The sequence below is a fragment of the Bradyrhizobium sp. LB14.3 genome (assembly GCF_040547985.1).
Taxonomy (GTDB): Bacteria; Pseudomonadota; Alphaproteobacteria; order Rhizobiales; family Xanthobacteraceae; genus Bradyrhizobium.
Genome location: NZ_JBEPQT010000002.1, coordinates 585399 through 607217, shown reverse-complemented (window position 1 = coordinate 607217; position 21819 = coordinate 585399). Strand labels below are relative to the sequence as shown.

Below are 21819 nucleotides of genomic sequence, written 5' to 3'. Positions count from 1 at the left end.
TCGTCAAGATAAACCGGGACCGGACGGCAAATCGCCGCGCGTGAATGCCCCAAGCCTTGCGCGAATAGGCGTAGAGGTTGGCGCAGAATCGACGATGGGACGGCGACCGATCGAGTAGTATCGGGGTAGGCTTTGATAAGACGAGTTTGTTGACGAGACCTAATCATTTGTACATTGGTACAAATGAAACCGGCGGCCTTAGTGCCGCCCACCGGCGCGTGAGCGGATTGCCGCCTGCGCCAGATCGCGGGATCCGGTCCAGCGGATCGCAAGCTACGCCTTGGAGGAAACCATGCAGCCCGAACCGATCTTCGATCTTGCTCATCTCGGCCACATGGAGCTGCTGACGCCCAAGCCGGACGAAAGCCTGAAGTTCTTCGTCGACGTGATGGGCATGACCGTCAGCGGGCAAAAGGGCGAGTCGGTCTATTTGCGTGGCTGGGACGATTACGAGCGCTATTCGCTCAAGCTCACGGCGTCGAACACATCAGGCATGGAGCACATGGCGCTGCGTGCGCGCAGCCAGCAGGCGCTGGAGCGCCGCGTCGCCGCGCTGAAAGGCTCCGGATTCGATATCGGCTGGACCGACGCCGACATGGGGCAGGGGCCGACCTTCCGCTGCCGCGATCCCGACGGCCACATCGTCGAGCTCTATTACGAGACCGAATGGTATCAGGCGCCGCCCGAGCTGAAGCCTGCACTGAAGAACCAGGCGCAGCGCTTTCCAGCGCGCGGCGTCAACGTCCGCCGCCTCGACCATCTCAACTGCCTCGCCACCGATATCAAGGCGAACCGCGAATTCTTCGAGAATTATCTCGGCTGCCGCCTCACCGAGCAGATCGTGCTGAACGACGGCCGCGAAGCGGCGATGTGGCTGACGATGTCGAACAAGAGCTACGATTTCGCCTATTCGCTCGACCATTCCGGCACCCCCGGCCGCTTCCACCACGTCACCTACGCGCTCGACAGCCGCGAAGAGGTTTTGCGCGCCGCCGATATCTTCCTGGAGAATGGCATCCACATCGAAACCGGCCCGCACAAGCACGCGATCCAGCAGACCTTCTTCCTCTATGTCTACGAGCCCGGCGGCAACCGTGTCGAAGTCGCCAATGCCGGCGCGCGCCTCATCCTCGCGCCCGACTGGAAGCCGATCGTGTGGACGGAAGAGGAGCGCAAGAAAGGGCAGGCCTGGGGTCTCAAGACGATCGAGTCCTTCCACACCCACGGCACACCGCCGGTGGACGTGAAGAAGCACGCTTAATGTGCTGAGGGCCGGAGGCGCGTGACTGTCTCGCGCACGTCGTTCCATGCCGGCCTGTCCGGTGCGAACTGCTTGCGCAGGAAGGTGACGAGTTCCTCGACCTGCGCATCGCTCATGCTGTTCTTGAATGCCGGCATGTAGCCGAGATCGCTCGACACCGGCTCGGCGATGCCGTGCAGGATGATTTGCACGAGATTGTCCGATGTCTCGCTGTGCAAATTGCTGTTGAGCGCGAGCGAGGGGCGGGCGCCGAACAGCGGCAGGCCGCCGACCTCGTGGCAGACGGCGCAGGCGCCCTGATAGAGCCGGGCGCCCGCGGAAGAAGCGACCGTGACTCGCGTCGAAGCTTCGAGCCTGCTGGCGAGTGCGTCCTGCGTTTGTCCCTCGATCGCAGTGTCATTGAACGAATTGAGATAGACGGCCATGGCGCGGATGTCCTGGTCGGGCAGGATCGCGAGATCCCTGACGATCGGCGCCATCGGGCCGGCCGCGACGCCGTGATAGCGGGACTGGCCGGTGCGAAGATAGACGAAAAGCTCGTCCTCGCTCCATCGGATTGGCGCGTGCGAGAGCGACGTCAGCGGCGGCGCCTCCCAGCCCTCGGCAAAACCACCGGCGAGATAGGCCTCACGCTGCTCGGCGCCGAGCGCGTTGCGCGGCGAATGGCAGGCGCTGCAATGGCCGAGACCCTCGACGAGATAAGCGCCGCGATTCCAAACCTCGGACTTGGCCGGATCGGGCTTGAACTCGCGCGTCTGGTGGAATAGCGCATTCCATCCGGCAAGCAGGGGGCGGAGATTGAACGGGAAGGCGAGCGTATTCGCACGCTGCGTCGCGCGCACCGCAGGCTGCGCCATCAGGTAGGCGTAGAGCGCCTGCATGTCGGAATCGCTGGTCTTCGAAAAGTGCGTGTAGGGGAAGGCGGGATAGAGCTGCCGGCCGTCGCGATGCAGCCCGTCGCGCATCGCGCGCTCGAAAGCAGGATAGGACCAGGCGCCGATGCCGGTCTCGGCGTCTGGCGTGATGTTGGTCGCGTGGATCGTGCCGAACGGCGTCTCCAGAGCACGGCCGCCGGCGTTGAGCGCGCCGCCGATCGTGGTGTGGCACTCCGCGCAATTGCCGAGCGCCGCAAGCTGCTGGCCGCGCGCGATGGTCGCCGCGGAATAGACAGATGCATCGGGTCGAGCGATCGGCGCGATGGCGCGGCCAGGCAAAAGAGCGGCACCGATGCCGATTGCGGCGGTACAGGCGGCCGCAACCGCCGCGAAGAGGCCGGCGCGTTTGGCGAACGGATTTTGCCAGATGCGAGACCGCTGCGGTGTAGCAGGCGCGGGCAGGGCCTGCGGCATCGTCGATGCATCGCCGTGCAGCCCCTTAAGGATACGCTCGGGGCTGAACGGCGGCTCGCGAAAGCGCACGCCCGTTGCGTCGAAGATCGCGTTCGCGATCGCCGCGGCGCTCGGCACCGAGGCGGACTCGCCGACGCCAAGCGGCGGCTGGTCCGACCGCGGCAGCAACAATACGTCGATCTTCGGCACGTCGGCGAAGGGGATGATTGGATAGGCGCCCCATTCGCGCGCTGCCACTGTGCCGCGCTCGAACGAGACCTGCTCCATCAGCGCGCGGCTGGTGGACTGGATCACGTTGCCGTGGATCTGGTGGCGTACGCCGTCGGGGTTGATCATCAGGCCGGAGTCCTGCCCGGCGACGACGCGCGTCACGCTGACGTCGCCGGTGGTCTTGTTCACGGCAACGTCGGCGACCCAGGCCGACCACGCCGCGCCATAGCCGGGAAATTTGCTGTGGACATAGAGTGCATAGGCAAAGCCGCGCCCGTGGACGATCTCGCCATTCTTCTCCTCGCGAACCGGCCGTGGCGTCCAGCCCGCGCGTTCGGCGACCGCATTGACGAGATCGACGGCGCGCCGGTCTTTGAGATAGCGCAGGCGGTATTCGATCGGATCGACGCCGGCCTCGGTCGCAGCCTCGTCGATGTAGGATTCATGCGCAAAGGTGTTCGGCAGCGCCGAGACGCCGCGGAACCAGGACGCGCGCACGATCGGCGCCATGTCGTGGGCGACGACGCGCATGTGGTCGTAATCGTAAGGCGGGATCGCAGTGCGGTCGCCCATCTGGAGGACGTCCGGCTTCGGCGATATCCGCCCCGTCAGCAACAGCGCCAGCGTTGGTGCGGCATTCGAAGGATAACGCGTGGCGAGATCGTAAGCAGCGACGTTGCCGTCTGCGTCCAATCCGCCATTGACGTCGATGAGTTGCGCGGTGCCCTTGGGCTCCCACGCGTGTTCCTGCTCGCGCGTGAGCTGCACGCGCACGGGCCGGCCGACCGCGCGCGAGAGCAACAGCGCGTCCGCGGTGACATCGTCGGCGCAGTTACGGCCGTAGCAGCCGGCTGCCTCTAACCTGATGACCTCGATCTCGCTGTCCGGCCGCTCGATCAAGAGCGCCAGGTCGCCGCGCAGCACATGCGGGTTCTGCGTGCCCGACCACACCCGGATGTTGCCGTCTTGAAAATCCGCCACCGCACAGGACGGGCCGATCGAGGCATGCATCTGATAAGGCCAGACGTAAGTGCGCTGCATCGGCGTGGCCGCACCTGATATCGCCGCATCGACGCCGCCCTTGTCGATCAGCGTGCGCGGCGTCGACGGGTTGGCGCGCAGAGCCGTCTCAATGTCGGCGAGATCGGTCAGATCAGGCGTGGGCTTCCAGCTCACCGCAAGTTGCTCCGCCGCCCGGATCGCATTCTCCTCGCGCTCGGCGACCACGCCGACGAAATCGCCGATGCGCACGACTCCAACAAGACCGGGAATGTCGCGCACCGAGGATTCATCGACCGAAATCAGACTGGTGCCGACGAACGGGCCGGCGTCGACGCCGGCATAGGGCGGCCGCACCACGCGGCCGTGCAGCATGCCTGATACTCGGATGTCATGCACGAAGGTCAGCTCGCCCGTGGCCTTGGCCGGCAGGTCGACCCGCGGCATCGACTGGCCGACGATGGCGTAATCGCCGACACGCTTCACGGCGACGTCGTCGGCAAGCTCGAGGCGGATCGTCTCGCTGCCGATCAGTTCGCCGTAGCTGACGCTGCGATTGTGCCCGCGCACGAGACCGTCTTCGATCTTGAGGTCGGCAGCCGGCAGCTCCAGCCATTCGGCCGCACGTGCGATCAGGAAGTGTCGCGCTTGCGCCGCGGCCTTGCGCAGGGGAACGGCGCTGATCTGGATGGTCTCGCTCGCGATCGTCGGGCCCTGGTTCGGCACGATCGCGGTATCGCCAAGCACGACGACGACGCGCGCAAAGGAGACATCGAGCTCCTCGGCGGCAATCTGGCCGAGCGCAGTACGGATGCCGGTGCCGAGATCGACATGGCCGTTATAGGCCGTGACCGACCCGTCCGCGGTGATGCGGAGAAAGGTCTCGGATGTGCATTCGTCCACCGTGCGGACGACGACGAGCGAACCCAATGGCCGCTCTGCTCCGTTCGAGGCAGGGGAGGCCATCAATCACTGGCCTCGGCGAGCTGGCCAGACGCACGCATCACGGCGCGCAGGATTTCGATGTGCGTGCCGCAGCGGCAGAGATTGTAGCGCAGCGCCGCCAGCGCCTCCTGCTCGGTGGGCCGGGGGTTGATCGCAAGCAGCGCCTTGGTGGTCATGATCATGCCGTTGAGGCAGTAGCCGCATTGCGCCGCCTGTTCGTCGATGAAGGCCTGCTGCACGACATCGGGTTTGTCGCGGCTGACGAGCCCTTCGAGCGTCACGATGTCGCGGCCGGCGCAGCCACTGATCGGAATGACGCAGGAGCGCGCGGCGGCGCCGTCGATCAGGACAGTGCAGGTGCCGCATTCACCAAGGCCGCATCCATATTTCGGACCGTTGAGCGCGAGGTCGTTGCGCAGCACATAGAGCAGCGGCGTCTGGCGCGCCGCAGTGATCTCGTGGATCCTGCCGTTCACGGTGAGGCGGATCGGTGTCTGCGTCATCCTCGTTCCCAAGCCTGCGGCCAAAGCTTCGCGAAAAATCTACGTTGCGACGATACCGTTTGTACACAAACGTGCAAGCCGCGCATGCCGCAGTGCAGCGCGAATGCCTTCTTTGTGGACAGTGCGGAGAGGCAAATGAGGTTTTATGCGGCATGCGCATCTTTTGCGCCGCACCGCCGCTTGACAGCCTTCCGGAGCGCGCGCAACATCGTTCGTATACAAATGATAACCGCGACCTCCGCTGGCTTGCACATGGAAACGACGAGCGCTGCCATCGACAAGATCCGCTGCGATGCCTGTCCCGTGATGTGCTACATCAAGCCGGGTGCGGCGGGCGCCTGCGACCGCTACGCCAATCACGACGGCAAGCTCGTCCGCGTCGATCCGCATGTGATCCTGGAGCGCACCGTCTCGCATGGCGGCAAGCTCGTCCCGTTCAGCCGCACCGAGGACTGGGACGGCAGGATTGTCCACGAGCCCTCGACCTTCGTCACCGCGATCGGCGCGGGCACGACCTATCCCGACTACAAGCCGGCGCCGTTCATCGTCTCGGCAGAGGTCGATGGCGTCGACATGGTGACCGTGGTCACCGAAGGAATCTTCTCCTATTGCGGCATCAAGGTGAAGATCGACACCGACCGCTATCTCGGGCCGGAGACCGCGACCGTCCGTGCACAAGGCGAGGCAGTCGGCCATGTCACCACCAGCGAATACGGCTCGCAGATGCTGTCGCTCGGCGGCGTGCATCACCTGACCGGCGGCTCCAAAAAGGAAGGCCGCGTCACCTGCGACACGCTGATGGAGCTCGCCAATTGCAAGGCGGTCGAGCTCACCATCGACGGCGGCGCGAGCGTGGTAGTGCAGGCCGGCCAGCCGCCGATCGTCAACGGCATGAAAGAAGAGCGCATGCGCGTCGGCTGCGGCTCCGCGACGATCGGCATGTTCGCAAAGCAGTGGCTCGGCAAGGTCGACGAGGTGGTCGTGGTCGATGACCACATCACCGGCGTGCTCAGCGAGCACCAGGCCGGCAAGCTGCTCGATATCGCCGACACCGGCATCAAGATGAAGGGGCGTCGCTCGACGCCCGGCCGCTATTTCCAGGTCGCCGATCCCGGCACAGGTTGGGGCGGCACCAATATCTCCGACCCGCTCGCGATCCTCGGGCCGTTCGATGCCAAGGAAGCCAAGGCCGGTCTCTCGATGCTGATGGTCTCCACGACCGGCGAGCATTCGTCTTATTACGTGCTCGACGAGGCCCTGAAGCCGGTCGAGACCGAGATGCCTGATGACCTCAAGTTTTCGGTCGAGCGCATCCAGGAGAATTGCGAGCCGGCGTTATGCACGGTGCTGTTTATGGCGGGCGCCGGCGGCTCGCTGCGGGCGGGCGTCACCGATAATCCGGTGCGGCTGACGCGTTCGGTGAAGGACGCGCTGACGCGCGTCACCAGTGGCGGCGCGCCTGTTTATGTCTGGCCCGGAGGCGGCATCACCTACATGGTCGACGTGGCGCAGATGCCGGCGGGGGCATTCGGCTACGTGCCCACACCCGCGCTGGTCGCGCCGATCGAATTCACGATGAAGCTGTCCGATTATGCCGCGCTCGGCGGGCACATGGATTATGTCAAGCCGCTCTCCGAAGTGCAGGGCGGCGACGATGTCCGCCAATTGCCCTGGCAGAACCCGATTCCGGGGCCTCGCGTATGACAAGGCTCCCGCAAATCGCGTTGCTGTCTGATGGCCGGCGGCTGCATTTGCAGGATGGACCGATTGATCTGATCGTCGAGGCAAGGGGAGAGCCGAGCGAAGTGCGTGCAGCCTATGAGGCGGCGGCGCGCCGGTTCACCGGGTTGCTCGACGAGCTCTGCGCGGAACTGCCTGAGCTGCGGGCGGCCGCTGAGCCGAAACGGACATCACTGAAGGGCGTTGTGGCGCGCCGCATGCACGCCGCGGTCGCGCCTTATGCCGTTGATGACTTCATTACGCCAATGGCGGCGGTAGCCGGCAGCGTGGCGGAGGAGGTTCTCGGCGCGACGCTCGGCGCGGCGTCGCTTGATCAAGCTTACGTCAATAATGGCGGCGATATTGCTCTCCATCTCGACAAAGGCGAGCATTTCTCGGTCGGCCTGATGGATCGCCCCGATCGCGACGGCGTGATGCGGGCCATGAGGGTCGAGGCGAATGACCTCGTGCGCGGCATCGCCACCAGCGGTCGCCACGGTCGCAGTTTTTCGCTCGGCATCGCCGATGCGGTGACTGTGTTGGCGGGAACGGCGTCGCAGGCCGATGCGGCGGCGACGTTCATCGCCAACGCGGTTGACCTGCCGGGGCATCCCGCCATCATCCGAAAGCCTGCTAGCGAGCTTCAGCCCGATAGCGATCTCGGCGCGCGTCTCGTCACCCGCGATGTCGGTGAACTGTCGCGGGCTGAAATCGCAACGGCGCTCGAATTTGGCGCAGAATGTGCACGGAAATTGTTCGATCGTGGACTGATCGAGGGTGCCGTATTGCAGCTCTGTGGTGATATGCTTGTCATCGGAACGAAAGATATTGAACGGCAACGATCGCGCCTGCTTGAGCTGGAGAACGCGGTTCATGCCTGAGCAGGGAAGCGACTTGAGGAAACAATCATGAGCGCGATCATCCGCAAGATCGTCACCGTCGTCGAAGAAACGCAGATGGAGATGGGCCGTCAGGTCTCGCCTCCGACGCGGCGCGCGGCGGCGATCGCCGTGATCGAAAATCCCTTTGCCGGAAAATACGTCGAGGACCTTTCGCCGCTGATCGCGATCGGCGAGGAGCTTGGCGAACTGCTGTCGAAGCGCGCGGTGGCTGCGCTCGGCATCGACGGTTCCAAGGCCCAGAGCTACGGCAAGGCCGCGGCCGTCGGCGAGAACGGCGAGCTGGAGCACGCGGCCGCGATCCTCCACCCGAAGATGGGCGCGCCGGTGCGCAAGGTGCTGGGCAAGGGCGCTGCGCTGATCCCGTCGTCGAAGAAGCGCAGCGGTCCAGGCACGACGCTGGACATTCCGCTGGGCCACAAGGATGCAGCCTTCGTGCGCAGTCATTTCGACGGCATGGAAGTTCAGATCAACGACGCGCCGCGCGCCAACGAGATCATGGTCGCGGTCGCCGTCACCGACAGCGGCCGTCCGCTGCCGCGCGTCGGCGGGCTGACGGTTGCGGAGATCAAGGGCGAAGACGGACTGCGTTAATTTTTTCAGAAAAGTGGAGGTTGGGATGCGAGCAGGAAACACTTTCGTCGGCGCGGCATTTGCGCTGTTGGCGAGCGGCATGGCTCATTCGGCCCTGGCGCAGGATATCAAGATCGGCGAGATCAACAGTTATTCGTTGCTGCCGGCGTTCACCGAGCCTTATCGCAAGGGTTGGCAGCTCGCGGTCGAAGAGATCAACGCGGCCGGCGGTATCAACGGCAAGAAGCTGGTCGTCATCTCCAAGGATGACGGCGGCAAGCCGGCGGATGCGCAGACCGCGGCCAACGAGTTGGTGTCGAGCGAGGGCGTGGCGATGCTGACAGGTACGTTCCTGTCGAACATCGGTCTCGCAGTCAGCGATTTCGCCAACCAGAAGAAGGTGTTTTTCCTGGCGGCCGAGCCGCTGACGGACGCCGTCACCTGGTCGAAGGGCAACAAATACACTTTCCGATTGCGCCCCTCCAATTACATGCAGGCGGCGATGTTGGTGGAAGCGGCCAGCAAGCTGCCGGCCAAGCGCTGGGCGACGATCGCGCCAAACTATGAATACGGCCAGTCCGCCGTCGCGGTGTTCAAGAAGCTGATGTCGGAGAAGCGGCCGGACATTCAATGGGTCGACGAGCAGTGGCCGCCGCAGGGCAAGATCGACGCGGGTCCGGTGGTGCAGGCGGTTGCCGCGGCCAATCCGGAAGCGATCCTCAACGTCACCTTCGGCGCCGATCTCGTGAAGCTCGTGCGCGAAGGTAACACCCGCGGCCTGTTCAAGGGACGCGAGGTCGTCTCGTTCCTCACCGGGGAGCCCGAGTATCTCGATCCGCTCAAGGAGGAGACGCCCGAGGGCTGGATCGTCACAGGCTATCCCTGGTACTCGATCAAGACCCCCGAGCACGACGCGTTCCTTAAGGCCTATCAGGCCAAGTACAACGACTATCCGCGCCTCGGCTCGATTGTCGGTTACCAGACCATCAAGTCGGCAGCGGCGATCCTGGCGAAGGCCGGCTCGACCGATCCGGAGAAGCTGATTGCTGCCGCGGAGGGCCTGTCGATGCCGTCGCCGTTTGGCGAGATCACCTTCCGCAAGATCGATCACCAGTCCACGCTGGGTGCCTATGTCGGCAAGACCGCGCTGAAGGACGGCAAGGGCGTGATGGTGGACTCGTCTTACAAGAAGGGCGGAGACTATCTGCCGAGCGACGCCGAAGTCGGGAAGCTGCGTCCGAAGGATTGATGCAAAGAGAGACCGGGCCTCGTGGTTCGAGACGCGCGGCGCTGCCGCGCTCCTCACCATGAGGATCCCGGACCTCATCCTGAGGAGGCGCGTAGCGCCGTCTCGAAGGATGTAGCCCCAATACCGAGACTTACGCTCAACCCGGACCGCCAATGGCCTTTTACGTCGTACAGTTTCTGACCGGTCTCGCCAGCGCAGCATCGCTGTTCCTGGTGGCGTCGGGCCTGTCGATCATCTTTGGCGTGACGCGGATCGTGAATTTCGCGCACGGCGCCTTCTACATGATCGGCGCCTATATCGCATTCACGCTCACCGAGCGCCTGTCGGGGACGTTCGGCTTCTGGGGCGGGATCGTCATGGCAGCGCTTGTCGTGGCGGTGATCGGTGTCATTGTCGAGATGGTGCTGCTCCGGCGCATCTATCACGCACCCGAACTGTTCCAGCTGCTCGCGACCTTCGGCCTGACCTTGATGGTCGAGGACCTCGTCGTGCTGATCTGGGGTCCCGATGATCTCGTCGGCCGCCGCGCGCCCGGCTTCAGGGGGGCGATTGATTTCTTCGGCCAGCACATCCCGAGCTATGATTTGTTCCTGATCGTGCTCAGCCCGGTGGTGCTCGGCGTTCTCTGGCTTTTGTTCCAGCGCACACGCTGGGGCGTGCTGGTACGCGCGGCGACGCAGGACCGCGATATGGTCGCAGCGCTCGGCGTCAATCAGAAATGGCTGTTCACGAGCGTGTTTGCAGTCGGCGTTTTCCTCGCTGCGGTGGGTGGTGCGCTCCAGATCCCGCGCGATGCCGTGCATCACGCGATGGATTTGCGCATCATCGTCGAGGTCTTCGTCGTGGTCGTGATCGGCGGTCTCGGCAGCATCATCGGCGCCTTCGTCGCGGCGGTGCTGGTGTCGGAACTCAACGCCTTCGGCATCCTGATCTTTCCAAAAATCTCCATCATTCTGGTCTTCCTAGTGATGGCGGCGGTGCTGATCGTGCGGCCGTGGGGCCTGTTCGGCAAACCGGAGGCCCCCGCGCGCAAGACGCCGGGTCTCACCGTCAATCCCTGGCGGCCGCTGACGTCGAATGAGCGGCTGGCCGCGCTTGCAGCGCTCATCGTGGCGGCAACGCTGCCGTTGTTCGCCGGCAACTACGCGCTCACCGTCGGCTCCGAGATCGCGATCTTCGTGATCTTCGCCGTCAGCCTGCATTTCCTGATGTCGGTCGGCGGGCTCGCGTCCTTTGGCCACGCCGCCTATTTCGGCCTCGGAGCCTATGGCGTGGCCTTTCTCGCCAAGATGGCGGGGCTGCCGATGATCGTGTGCTTGTTGCTCGGGCCGCTGCTGGGCTGCATGGGCGCCGCCGTGTTCGGCTTCTTCGCGGTGCAGCTGTCCGGCGTCTATTTCGCGATGCTCACGCTCGCCTTCGCACAGATCGTGTGGTCGATCGCATTCCAGTGGGTGAGCGTAACAGGCGGCGACAACGGCATTCTGGGCGTCTGGCCGGAAAAATGGGCGGCCAGCCCATCGAACTTCTATTGGTTGTCGCTCGGCGTTGCAGCGCTCGTGACGATCGCGCTACGGGCCATGGTGTTCTCGCCGTTCGGCTATGCCCTCAGGGCGACACGCGATTCGGCGCTGCGCAGCGAGGCCGTCGGCGTCAACGTCAAGCGGATGCAGTGGACGGCGTTCGTGATCGCGGGCACGACTGCCGGAATCGGCGGCGCGTTGTTCGCCTACCTGAAGGGCAGTGTCTTCCCGGACAATCTCGGCATCTCGCTCTCGGTCGATGCGCTGGTCATGGTGCTGCTGGGCGGCGTCGAGACGGTGTCGGGGGGGGTGATCGGCGCCATCGTCTACAAGGCTTTGAACATCTGGCTGATCAGCCAGACCGACCTGTCAAAACTCGTGCTCGGCGGCTTCATCGTTCTGATCGTCGTCGTCTTCCCCAAGGGCATCGTCGGCATGCTGGAGATGCTGGCGCAGCGCCGCGGGAAGACATCGCCACCGGGATCACCCTTGCTGGCCAAGCCGATCGAGTCCGCCGAATGAGTGTCGCCCCCCCACTTCTCGCGGTCGAAGGTCTCACCAAATCCTATGGCGGCGTCCACGCCGTGCGCGGCGTCTCGTTCTCGCTGCGCGCCGGCGAAATTTTGGCGCTGATCGGACCGAACGGCGCCGGCAAGAGCACCTGCTTCGACATGCTCAACGGCCAGAACAGGCCTGATACTGGTCACGTGCGCCTGCTTGGCGAGGACACCACCGGCAGGAAGCCGCGCGAGATCTGGCGGATGGGCGTCGGCCGGACCTTCCAGATCACCGCGACCTTCGCGACCATGACGGTGCGCGAGAACGTGCAGGTCGCACTGATCTCGCACGGAAAACAATTGTTCAATCTCTGGGGATCGGCCCCGGGCTACGGCCGCGGCGAAGCCGGTCGCCTGCTCGAACTGGTCGGCATGGGCGGTTACGCGGATCGTCCCTGTGGCGAGCTGGCCTATGGCGATCTCAAGCGGCTCGAGCTGGCTGTCGCCCTGGCCAACCAGCCGAAGCTGCTGCTGATGGACGAGCCGACCGCCGGCATGGCGCCGCGCGAGCGCGTCGATCTGATGCGGCTGACCGCGCAGATCGCGCGGGAGAAAGCCATCGGCGTGCTCTTCACCGAACACGACATGGACGTGGTGTTCGAACACGCCGACCGCATCATCGTGCTCAATCGCGGCACGCTGATCGCCGAGGGCTCGCCGGCCGAGGTGCGCGGCAATCCGCAGGTGCAGGCGGTCTATCTCGGCGAGGGTCTGCTATACGATGCCGGGCATCGCGAGGGAGCATCAGCATGAAGCTCACGGTGCAGGACCTCAATAGTCATTACGGCCCGGCCCATATCCTGTTCGACATCGGCTTCGAGGTCGGCGAGGGCGAGGTGGTGGCGCTGCTCGGGCGCAACGGGGCCGGCAAGTCGACGACGTTCCGCTCGATCGTCGGCCTCGTCGCGCAACGAACGGGACGCATCATGTTCGAAGGCAGAGATGTCTCTGCACGTCCTACACATGAGATCGTGCGGGATGGGCTTGGCTACGTTCCCGAAGAGCGGCGCATCTTCACTGATTTGACGGTGGAAGAGAATCTCGAAGTCGGCCGTCAGCCGAAGCGTCCGAACGCGCCGCACTGGACCCGCGACAAGTTGTTTTCGCTGTTCCCAAATCTGGGCGAGATGAAAAATCGCCCGGGCGGCCGCATGAGCGGCGGCGAGCAGCAGATGCTCACCATCGCACGCACGCTGATGGGCAATCCGTCGCTGGTGCTGCTCGACGAGCCCTCGGAGGGCCTGTCGCCGAAGATCGTGGAGCAGATGGTCGAGGCCATTCTGACCATGAAGAAGGAAGGCGTCAGTATCGTCGTCTCCGAGCAAAATCTGCATTTCGCGCGGTTGATCTCCGATCGCGCCTATATCATTGAGCGCGGCCGCATCTGTTTCGGCGGCACCATGGCCGAGCTCGACGCGCGTCCGGACATCCGCGATGCGCATCTGTCGTTGTGAGGGGCAAGGGGAGCTGATGGCGAGAAGTGTCGCGGTGAAGAAGGGCGTCAAACCGGCAAAGCCCTCTTACGTGCTCGATGAGCAGGTCGGCTTCATTCTGCGCCAGGTCTGGCAGCGCCACAGCGCGATCTTCTCTCGCGAGATCGGCACCAATATCACGCCGACGCAATGGGCTGCGCTGTCGAAGCTCGTAGAGACCGGACCATGTTCGCAGAACCAGCTCGGACGGCTGACGGCCATGGACGTCGCGACCATCAAGGGCGTGATCGATCGATTGACGGCGCGCGGATTGACCGAGACGAGCCAGGATCCTGAAGACGGGCGGCGGCTGCTGGTCAGCCTGACGCGCGCCGGGCAGCAACTTGCGGAGAAAGTAGCGCCGAGCGCGCTCGCGATCACGCGGGAGACGCTGGCGCCGCTCGACGCCAAGGAGCGCGAGATGCTGATGTCGCTGTTGAACAGGCTGCGGTGAATTCGGTCTCGTGGGCAAAGGCGCGCTTGCGCCGTGCCCACCACGTCTGCAGATTTCAAGCGTTTAATGGTGGGTACGCTCCGCGTTGCCGACCTACGGCACTAGCTAACGCGCCATAAAGCAACCAACGGCATCGCCGTAGACATTGATGTTGATCAGCGAACCATTCTTGCGTAGGAGGAGAAAGTATTCGTCGAGCTTGGAGCTGTATGCCAAGCAATAGTTGCGTCCGTCGTCGGCGACGGTGACGCAGCGGTCGTTGCCGACGGTGGTCCAATGGGGATTGACCAATGCGGATCGCATCTGACGAAGCTGGTCGGCAATCCACTCAGGGCTCTTTGGATTGCCGATCTCTACGCCCGAGTAGGGGTAGATGTAATTGTTGATTTCGTCAGATACGCTTTGACGCAATTTCCCGAGGTCGATCGACATTACTTCCCGACCACCTCCGGCACTTTCCCCGCCGGCGGGGTGTTGCGGCTGCGCTGGGTGCGCACGATGCCGTCGATGATGGTCATGCCGATGCCGGGGAGGTCGCCGAGCTGGATGCTGTCCAGAATGTTCTTGCCGGCCGAGTGCTGCGCCTTGTCCATGATCACGAAGTCGGCGGAACGGCCCACTTCGATGAGGCCGCAATCGAGCTCGCGCATCCGCGCGGTGTTGCCGGTGGCGAGACAAAAGGCGAGCTCGGCCGGCAAATCGCCGAGCGAGGACAGCATCGAGACCATGCGCAGAATGCCAAGCGGCTGCACGCCGGAGCCGGCCGGCGCGTCGGTGCCGAGGATGACGCGGTGCAAATCGTTCATCTCGCGCGCAATGCGCAGCGTGAACAGCGCCGAGCGCTCATTGCCGTTGTGCACCAGTTCGAGGCCGCGCTTGCAGCCCTCGCAGATGCAACGGATCTGGTCGTCGGGAAGGGCCGTGTGACCGCCATTGATATGGCCGACCACGTCGGTGTCGGCCTCCAGCACCACGTCCTTGTCAATCAGGCCGGAGCCGGGGATCGAGGGGCCGCCGGTGTGGATCGTGCTCTGGATGCCGTATTTGCGGGCCCAGCCGACCATTTTTCGCGCTGTAGGGCCGTCCTTGACGCCGCCCAGGCCCACTTCGCCGAGCAGCTTGACGCCGGCTGCGGCCAATTCCTTGAAGTCCTCCTCGACCATCTCGCATTCGATCACGGGCGCGCCGGCATGAACCTTCACGCCGCCTGGCCGCAGATTCCAGAATGCGCGCTGGGCGAAGATTGCCATCGCCTTCAGGCCGACGACGTCGCGCGGCCGGCCGGGCATATGCACTTCGCCGGCGGAAATCATCGTGGTGACGCCGCCATGCAAATTGCTGTCGATCCAGCCGATCTGGTTCTGGCGAGGCGTCCAGTCGCCTGCAACTGGGTGGACATGGCTATCGATCAGTCCCGGCGCCACCGTGGTGCCGTTGGCCTCGACGATGGTGGTGGCGCCTTCGGTGTTGAGGTCTTTGAAGCGGCCGATCGCGGTGATCCTGCCGTTCTCGGCGACGATGGTGTCGCCGTCCAGGATCGGCTTTTCCAGCGCGCCGGACAGGATCAGGCCGATATTTCGGATCACGAGCTTCGAGGGTCCGGTGGCCTGGGGTGCGTCATGCGCCATGGAATGGGTCCTTGTCCTTAACTGCAACGCTCTCGATCTTGGGCAGCCTTGACCGTGGGATCAAGCCGGATTATTCATTAGTATACAAATGATCGTGTACAAACGACGCATAGCTGACCGCCTCGGAAGCGCCACGGAAGGGTGAGATGAGCAATTTCAATCAGGAAAGCGTTTTGAGCGTCCACCACTGGACCGACACGCTGTTCTCTTTCAAGACCACGCGCAGCCCGACCTTCCGCTTCCGCAACGGCGAGTTCACCATGATCGGGCTCAAGATCGGCGAGAAGCCGCTGCTGCGGGCCTACAGCGTCGCCAGCGCCAATTACGAGGACACGCTGGAGTTCTTCTCGATCAAGGTGGCGGACGGCCCGCTCACCTCGCGGCTTCAGCATCTGAAGGAAGGCGACGAGATCATCGTCAGCCGCAAGGCCACCGGCACGCTCGTGATCGACAATCTGGAGGAGGGGCGAAACCTCTATTTGATCGGCACCGGCACGGGGCTTGCGCCGTTCCTGAGCGTGATCAAGGACCCCGAGACCTACGAGCGATTCGAGAAAGTCGTGCTGCTGCACGGCTGCCGGCACGTGAAGGAGCTCGCCTATGGCGAGATGATCACCAAGACGCTGCCGAATGACGATCTGATCGGCGAGTACATCCGCGCTCAGCTGATTTACTATCCGACCGTGACCCGCGACCCCTTCCGCAACCGCGGCCGCATCACCGACCTCATCACGTCAGGCAAGCTGTTCGCCGATATTGGCCTGCCGGCACTGGAAGCCGCCCACGACCGCGTCATGATCTGCGGCAGCCCGGCGCTGGTGGCGGATACCCGCGTGCTCCTTGGCGAGCGGGGCCTTGTCGAAGGCAATCACGGCGAGCCGGCCCAATTTGTGGTCGAAAAGGCCTTCGCCGAGCGCTAGGCCCGGGATTGTCTCGCAATAAGACCGTAGTTCCGCCGTCGGGAGCCCGTTGCGGCGCCGATTCGGCACGCGATACACTGTGGGAACGAATCAGCGGAGTTCCCACATGGTTGCGGACAGCGACAGCAACATCGCCTGGCACCGGGTTCAATTGAAGAAGAATCGCGCCGAGCTGAAGGCGCTCGAGACCGCGCGCTTCACGATGGGCGAGATCGCAGCCTCGAAGCGGAGCGGCCAGACTCAAAAGGCGATCGGGGAACTCAAGCGCAAGATCGCGCAATCCGAGCGCGCGGTCGCCGATCACGACAAGCGCACGCGCCGTCCGCTCACCACCGACCTGCAGAGCCTCAGCAACGGCAGCTGGAGCAATTGGGACGCCTACTCCAATCAGCGGCAGCGCAAGGCTGGGCCGCGCTCGCCGGAACGACGATAGGCTTTTCGTCCTCGTTCCATCTATAAGGACAAGCTGGTCTCGGTTCCGCCCTCTGTCCGGGCGGTGCGATCTCGCAGGCCCGTTGCCGCAGATTGCCGCATCTCCAGTCGATCGGCCAACTCCCGCTCTAAGTCTCGCCCGGAACAGGTCCGACCGGCTCGACGTGTCGTCGCGCGCGGCGGTTAAGGATCTGGCGTTCCCTTGCCAGATTTCCTTGCCGGATCGTAACGCGATGTCATGCATTCGACAGGAACGGCTAGCGGCGGCCTCTGTTGTTACGACATCACGAATGCAGGAAGCCGACGATGAGCAACAAGCAACCCAAGCTCTACACCCCGAGCGAGAAAGACATGCACGAAAATCCCCTGATCGGCGCATCCAAGGGTGTGACCATGGCCGGCGCGTCGCCTGAGGATTTCGAGGAGATCATAGGCGAGAACACGATCCAGGGTGATCTCGAAAACGACGTCAACGCGGTCGGCGGCATCGACAAGAACGTCGCGCGCAACGGTTCCCATCGGCCTCGTCGCTGACGACTGGAGGTACTATGCAAGGCAACAAGACGCATGAGCAGCAGCTGCGCATCCTCGAACGGAAGGCGGACGTTCCAGATCAGCGTGAGCTCGACAAGGCGATCGGCCAGAACCCCGAAAATAACGCCGTCCATCACGTCAATCGGCAAGCGCGACAGAGCGAGTTCCCGGTGAGCCGGGGTGGTCTCAACCAGGAGAGCGACCACAACAAGCACAACGATGCCGGCCAGAGCGGCCACAAGCCACCGAAACCGACACCGGCACAAGAGAAGCACTGAGCCTCAGGGTCGATCAACGCAAGACGCAAGAGGAGAGACCGATGCCAGGTGGGCATGGCAGCAAGACGCATTTCAGATCGGGCATGCATGGCAAGGGCGACGGCACGGGTGCCTTCACCGAAGTCCCGAAGGACAAGATCGGCGACAACATGGTGCTATCCAACCGCGACAAGGCACAGCACTCGGACATTCGCGGCATGGACGGCAAGTCCATCCAGACCGACCAATATCAGGATCACTCGGCCAACCGGCTCGCGGGCGAGGATGAGGATAAAGAGGGCGAGGAGCCCTAAGCGAGACATTCCTCCCCAGCAACTTGCGGACCGGTTTTTCAACCGGTCCGTTTTTTTGTCGATGCCAGGTCGCGTTCCCAGCCGAACACGGAACGGCCGTCGAGATCGGGCGAGGCCGCGCGCTCTCCGGCGATATAGGCTTCGACCGATGGCCCGCGTGCGGTGCGCTCCAGCCGCCGCGCTTGGTCGTCGAGGCGCTTGATCGCCTGCATCTCTTCCTCGCGTCCGAGCTTTGCGTTCTGGATCGCACCTTTCAGCACGCGAATGGTCTCGTCGTAGACCTTGATCGGGACAGGGTAGGGATGCCGGTCCTTGCCGCCATGGGCGAGCGAGAAGCGCGCAGGGTCGTTGAAGCGGTAAGGCGCGCCGTGCACCACCTCGGCCACCATCGCCAGCGAGCGCACGGTACGCGCACCGACGCCGGGCGTCAGCAGCAGCTCCGGAAAATCGACCGGGCCGCGCTCGGCGGCGGCTGCGAGTGTGCCGTGCAGGCGGCGCGCGAACACGTCCTTCGGCCGCACGTCGTGGTGGGCTGGCATGATCAGGTGCGGCAGCATCGCCTGCGCGGGCTCGGACCCAGTCCCGGTGAGTCGCTCAAATTCGCAGACGATACGATCCGGGCCGAGATCGCTCAGGAGTTCGAGCTGCGCAGTGCGCGAGACATCGGCGCGATGGTCAGTGAGATTAACGATCTCGCCTTGCAGCGGCCCGTCGATCGCGCTGTGCGGCGTGTCGACAAAGCTCTTCAACGCCTCGGAATGCCAGTGATAGCGGCGGGCCTGCCGCTTGTCGCCGTTCATGCCCTGCTGCACCACGGTCCATTTGGCATCGGCGGTGACGAAGAAGCCGTGCAGATAAAGGTCGAATCCGTCCTGGACCGCGGCGCTGTCAACCTTCGCCACGAGGCGACTGGCACGCGTGAGTTTCGCGCCGTCGAAGCCGACGCGGTCGCCGAGCTGCAACAGCTCGTCCGGCGTCTTGCGCGAATGCTGGCCGCGACCGCCGCAGACATAGATGCCGAGCTCGTCCTGAAGCGGTCCGAGCCCGCGCTTCAACGCGCCGATCACCGAGGTCGTGATGCCGGAGGAGTGCCAGTCCATTCCCATCACGGCGCCAAACGACTGGAACCAGAACGGATGCGAGAGCCGCTGGAGGAATGCGTCACGGCCATAATGATGCACGACCGCCTGAGTCACGATCGCGCCCAGTGAGGCCATGCGGCTCGCAAGCCACGGCGGAACCCGTCCGTTGTGAAGAGGAAGATCAGCGCTGCCGGTACGTCGAGTCATGATTGCCTAGAAATAGCGCAGTTCGGTGGCGATTGCACCTTAACCCGACTTCGCGCGCGAACACGCGCTAAGGATGCTGCATTGCATTGAGCTATTGGCGCGTCGCTTTCGTGGCGCCGCGCAAGCCTGCCTGTTGCTGGATCGTGTCGAGCGCGCCGGACGACTGCTCGTCCGTCACGAAGCGGTTGAGCAGAGGCAGCGCCTCCTCGCGTCCTTTGGGGATCGCGATGGCCATATGCTCGGCGCCCCAATTGCCGTCGAGGATTTTCGCGCCCGGCATCTGGTCGGACAACTCGAACAGCGTCGGCTTGTTGGTGGCGTAGAGATCGATCTCGCCGCGGCCGAACATGGCGATGGCAACCTTGACGCTTTCAGCGGCAACGATGGTCGCGTTCTTGAATTTCGCCGGCAGCGTGCGCTCGGAGGTCGAGCCTTTGGTGACGCCGATCTTCACGCCTGTCTTGTCGATATCCTCGACCGTGCCGATCGGCGAGTTCGCCGGCACCAAGAAACCGAGCTCGATCGCCAGCACGGGCTGGCTGAAGCTGACCTCGTTGGCGCGGGCCGGCGTGGCATTGGTCACGGTGAAGTCGACCTGGCCGTCATGGATCGCGGTGACGATGTCGGCAACGCGCTGGAACCTGACATAGTCGATAGGAACGCCGAGCCGTTTTGCCAGCTTGCCGCCGAGATCGTAGGCGAGGCCGTGCGACGTGCCGGCCGCGTCTGTTACCATCGAGGTCGGGCTGCCTGGATAGATGCCGACGCGCAACGTTCCGGTTGGCGCCAGTAGTTTTGCTTCACCGTCGGCGTGCGCAGGCGCGCCGAGCAGGCTGATGATAGTAACCGCGAGCAAGGCCGAGCGGGCAAGGTGTCCGGACGAGGTCCTCATGTGATGAGCCCGCCTCACTGCGCGCGAATGTCGGCGGCCTTCAGCACCGGCTCCCATTTGGTTGCCTCGGCGTGCATGTAGGCGTCGAAATCCTTGGACGAGGAGCCGACCGGGGCAGCGCCGATCTTGCCGAGCGTCGACAGCACGTTCGCATCCTGCAGCGCCGCGTTCAGATCGGTCTCGAGCTTCGCCACGATCTCCGGCGGCATTTTTGCCGGGCCAAGAACGCCCCACCAGACCGAAACATCGTAACCGGATACGCCGGACTCGGCGACAGTCGGAACATTGGGGAGCGCCTTGGAGCGTTCCGCCGAGGTCACCGCGAGCGCGCGCACCGGGCCGCCTTCGAGCTGGGCGATGGCTTCCGCAAGCGGATTGATACTGAGCGGGATGTCGCCGGCGATCACTGCGGTCAGCGCGGGCGCGCCGCCCTTGTAGGGGATCGCGACGATCTTGGTGCCGGACATGTGTTTCAACAGCTCACCGGCGAGATGCGCCGAGGTGCCGTTGCCGGACATGCCGTAGGAGAGCTTGTCCGGCTCCTTCTTCGCCGCAGCGAGGAGATCACCGAGCGTCTTGTAGGGGCTGTCCTTGGCGACGACGATCGCGAGCGGCGAGGAGGCGACCTCGGTGATCGCGGTGAAGTCCTTGAACGTGTCGTAAGGCACGCTCGGATAGATGAACTGGTTGAGCGGATGGCCACTCGCGACCAGGATCAGCGTGTAGCCGTCAGGCGCGGCCTGCGTCAGTGCCTGCGAGGCGACGATGCCGCCGGCGCCGGGGCGATTGTCGACCACAGGCTGTTGGCCCCAGGTCTTCGCCAGCGCCTGGCTCAGCGTGCGCGCGAGCACGTCGACCGCGCCGCCGGCCGCGTAAGGGACGAGGATGTGAACCGGCTTGCTCGGATAATTGTCAGCCGCCTGCGCGGCGCCGCCCGCCAGCAGCAGACCGGCACCCAGCATCAAGCCGCCGATCTTCTTGTTCAAACCCAGCATTTTCCAGCACTCCTTGCGGCGTTCGCGCGCTGACCGTCGCTCTTTCGAGCCGTCCGGACGCCGCCCATGGTTCTTGTTGACGAGACCTGATCTTTTGTACGATAGTACAAATCACATGGTACGCAAGCCCACCAGCAAGGAAACGGCCCGCAAGCCGAACATGCGCGAGGCGATCCTCGCCGCGGCCGAGGAGCTGTTCGCCACCAACGGCTTCAATGCCGTATCGGTGCGCGATATCGCACAGGCCGCCGGCGCCAATCCCGGCAGCGTCACCTATCATTTCAAGACCAAGGACGGCCTGCTGCTGGAGATCTACCGGCGCCATTGCGGGCCGATGAATTTGCGTCGTTCCGAGCTGCTCGCAGCGGCCAGGCGCGTGCGCGATCTCCAGGATCGGCTGGAAGCGGTGGTGCGGGCCTATGTCGCGCCGGCCTTCACCTCGGGCAGCGATCTCGCCGGGGGCGGGGCGCGGTTCACGCGGCTTCGCGCGGTGATGTCTGCGGAGGGCAACGAGGTCACGCGCAAAATCATCGCGCAGACTTTCGACGACACCAGCCACGCCTTCATCGATGCGATCCACGACAGCCTGCCGCACGTTCCGCGCACCGACATCGTCTGGCGCAGTCACTTCCTGCTCGGCGCGCTCTATTACTCGCTGGTGACGCCGGATCGCGTCTCGCGCCTGTCGCGCGGCGAGGCCGACGGCAACGATGCCGCCAGCGCCATCGAGCAATTGGTGCAGGCCACGGTGGCCGCGTTCCAGGCGCCGGCGCTCGATCAGGCCGCGCCGGCACGGCGACGACCGGTCGTCAGCAGCAAGACTTGAAGACGCGGTCTCGTTCGGCGGT

At 64.2% G+C, this 21819-nt stretch carries 22 protein-coding genes; 15 read left to right on the top strand and 7 right to left on the bottom strand.

Annotated features, from left to right (window positions below):
• The first annotated feature begins 292 nt into the window (after nucleotides 1-292).
• Nucleotides 293-1261, top strand: coding sequence for a catechol 2,3-dioxygenase (locus ABIB00_RS06695; protein WP_354103799.1), 969 nt, complete (start codon nucleotides 293-295; stop codon nucleotides 1259-1261).
• Here the strand turns inward: ABIB00_RS06695 and ABIB00_RS06690 are convergent.
• Together ABIB00_RS06690 and ABIB00_RS06685 are read right to left on the bottom strand one after the other, a co-directional pair.
• A complete protein-coding gene (locus ABIB00_RS06690; protein ID WP_354103798.1) occupies nucleotides 1258-4785 on the bottom strand; it encodes a molybdopterin cofactor-binding domain-containing protein in 3528 nt (1175 codons plus the stop codon). The two genes, ABIB00_RS06695 and ABIB00_RS06690, sit on opposite strands and share 4 nt — an antisense overlap.
• Nucleotides 4785-5267 (bottom strand): (2Fe-2S)-binding protein, encoded by a 483-nt coding sequence (locus ABIB00_RS06685; protein WP_354103797.1) that lies wholly within the window; start codon nucleotides 5265-5267, stop codon nucleotides 4785-4787. The genes ABIB00_RS06690 and ABIB00_RS06685 overlap by 1 nt, the downstream gene beginning before the upstream one ends.
• A 252-nt stretch (nucleotides 5268-5519) precedes the next feature.
• On the opposite strand from ABIB00_RS06685, the gene ABIB00_RS06680 reads away from it, so the two are divergent.
• The 8 genes from ABIB00_RS06680 to ABIB00_RS06645 all read left to right on the top strand — a co-directional run bounded on the left by ABIB00_RS06680 (nucleotide 5520) and on the right by ABIB00_RS06645 (nucleotide 13710).
• Entirely contained in the window at nucleotides 5520-6971 is a 1452-nt protein-coding gene (locus ABIB00_RS06680; protein WP_354103796.1) for a 6-hydroxynicotinate reductase, read from the top strand.
• A complete protein-coding gene (locus ABIB00_RS06675) occupies nucleotides 6968-7867 on the top strand; it encodes a UPF0280 family protein (RefSeq protein ID WP_354103795.1) in 900 nt (299 codons plus the stop codon). The genes ABIB00_RS06680 and ABIB00_RS06675 overlap by 4 nt, the downstream gene beginning before the upstream one ends.
• Nucleotides 7868-7894: 27 nt before the next feature.
• Nucleotides 7895-8479: an amino acid synthesis family protein gene (locus tag ABIB00_RS06670; RefSeq protein WP_354103794.1), complete on the top strand. Its 585-nt coding sequence runs from the start codon at nucleotides 7895-7897 to the stop codon at nucleotides 8477-8479.
• A gap of 25 nt (nucleotides 8480-8504) precedes the next feature.
• Complete coding sequence (locus ABIB00_RS06665) at nucleotides 8505-9707, top strand: ABC transporter substrate-binding protein (protein ID WP_354103793.1); 1203 nt, start codon at nucleotides 8505-8507, stop codon at nucleotides 9705-9707.
• 152 nt (nucleotides 9708-9859) lie between these two features.
• Complete coding sequence (locus ABIB00_RS06660) at nucleotides 9860-11749, top strand: ABC transporter permease (protein WP_247446737.1); 1890 nt, start codon at nucleotides 9860-9862, stop codon at nucleotides 11747-11749.
• The gene (locus ABIB00_RS06655; protein WP_247446738.1) at nucleotides 11746-12537 is read left to right on the top strand and encodes an ABC transporter ATP-binding protein; all 792 of its coding nucleotides are present in this window, start codon (nucleotides 11746-11748) and stop codon (nucleotides 12535-12537) included. Before ABIB00_RS06660 ends, ABIB00_RS06655 begins: the two co-directional genes overlap by 4 nt.
• Complete coding sequence (locus ABIB00_RS06650; protein ID WP_354103792.1) at nucleotides 12534-13238, top strand: ABC transporter ATP-binding protein; 705 nt, start codon at nucleotides 12534-12536, stop codon at nucleotides 13236-13238. Before ABIB00_RS06655 ends, ABIB00_RS06650 begins: the two co-directional genes overlap by 4 nt.
• 16 nt (nucleotides 13239-13254) lie before the next feature.
• On the top strand, nucleotides 13255-13710 hold the full coding sequence (locus ABIB00_RS06645) for a MarR family winged helix-turn-helix transcriptional regulator (RefSeq protein ID WP_247345576.1): 456 nt from the start codon (nucleotides 13255-13257) through the stop codon (nucleotides 13708-13710).
• 105 nt (nucleotides 13711-13815) lie between these two features.
• On the opposite strand, the gene ABIB00_RS06640 is transcribed toward ABIB00_RS06645, so the two are convergent.
• Nucleotides 13816-14142, bottom strand: coding sequence for a hypothetical protein (locus tag ABIB00_RS06640; RefSeq protein ID WP_354103791.1), 327 nt, complete (start codon nucleotides 14140-14142; stop codon nucleotides 13816-13818).
• Nucleotides 14142-15338 carry an amidohydrolase family protein gene (locus ABIB00_RS06635; protein WP_354103790.1) on the bottom strand — a complete coding sequence of 399 codons (1197 nt, stop codon included), beginning with the start codon at nucleotides 15336-15338 and terminating at the stop codon, nucleotides 14142-14144. The genes ABIB00_RS06640 and ABIB00_RS06635 overlap by 1 nt, the downstream gene beginning before the upstream one ends.
• 146 nt (nucleotides 15339-15484) lie before the next feature.
• Here ABIB00_RS06635 and ABIB00_RS06630 point away from each other — a divergent pair, with 146 nt between their 5' ends.
• The 5 genes from ABIB00_RS06630 (at nucleotide 15485) to ABIB00_RS06610 (ending at nucleotide 17795) form a co-directional block, all read left to right on the top strand.
• Nucleotides 15485-16258 (top strand): ferredoxin--NADP reductase, encoded by a 774-nt coding sequence (locus ABIB00_RS06630; protein ID WP_354103789.1) that lies wholly within the window; start codon nucleotides 15485-15487, stop codon nucleotides 16256-16258.
• Nucleotides 16259-16364: 106 nt separating this feature from the next.
• Nucleotides 16365-16691, top strand: coding sequence for a hypothetical protein (locus ABIB00_RS06625; RefSeq protein WP_247345589.1), 327 nt, complete (start codon nucleotides 16365-16367; stop codon nucleotides 16689-16691).
• Nucleotides 16692-16996: 305 nt separating this feature from the next.
• Nucleotides 16997-17224: a hypothetical protein gene (locus ABIB00_RS06620; RefSeq protein WP_354103788.1), complete on the top strand. Its 228-nt coding sequence runs from the start codon at nucleotides 16997-16999 to the stop codon at nucleotides 17222-17224.
• A gap of 14 nt (nucleotides 17225-17238) precedes the next feature.
• Nucleotides 17239-17502, top strand: coding sequence for a hypothetical protein (locus tag ABIB00_RS06615; protein WP_354103787.1), 264 nt, complete (start codon nucleotides 17239-17241; stop codon nucleotides 17500-17502).
• Between the two features lie 41 nt (nucleotides 17503-17543).
• Nucleotides 17544-17795 (top strand): hypothetical protein, encoded by a 252-nt coding sequence (locus tag ABIB00_RS06610; protein WP_354069727.1) that lies wholly within the window; start codon nucleotides 17544-17546, stop codon nucleotides 17793-17795.
• A 38-nt stretch (nucleotides 17796-17833) separates the two neighbouring features.
• Here ABIB00_RS06610 and ABIB00_RS06605 read toward each other — a convergent pair whose 3' ends face one another.
• The 3 genes from ABIB00_RS06605 to ABIB00_RS06595 form a co-directional block, all read right to left on the bottom strand.
• Nucleotides 17834-19084, bottom strand: a complete 1251-nt coding sequence (locus tag ABIB00_RS06605) for a DUF763 domain-containing protein (protein WP_354103786.1) — start codon at nucleotides 19082-19084, stop codon at nucleotides 17834-17836.
• A 91-nt stretch (nucleotides 19085-19175) separates the two neighbouring features.
• Entirely contained in the window at nucleotides 19176-19976 is an 801-nt protein-coding gene (locus ABIB00_RS06600) for an ABC transporter substrate-binding protein (RefSeq protein ID WP_354103785.1), read from the bottom strand.
• A gap of 14 nt (nucleotides 19977-19990) precedes the next feature.
• Nucleotides 19991-20971, bottom strand: coding sequence for a tripartite tricarboxylate transporter substrate binding protein (locus ABIB00_RS06595; protein ID WP_354103784.1), 981 nt, complete (start codon nucleotides 20969-20971; stop codon nucleotides 19991-19993).
• 115 nt (nucleotides 20972-21086) lie between these two features.
• Between ABIB00_RS06595 and ABIB00_RS06590 the strand changes: the two genes are divergently transcribed.
• Nucleotides 21087-21797: a TetR/AcrR family transcriptional regulator gene (locus ABIB00_RS06590; RefSeq protein WP_247446755.1), complete on the top strand. Its 711-nt coding sequence runs from the start codon at nucleotides 21087-21089 to the stop codon at nucleotides 21795-21797.
• Nucleotides 21798-21819: the final 22 nt, after the last annotated feature.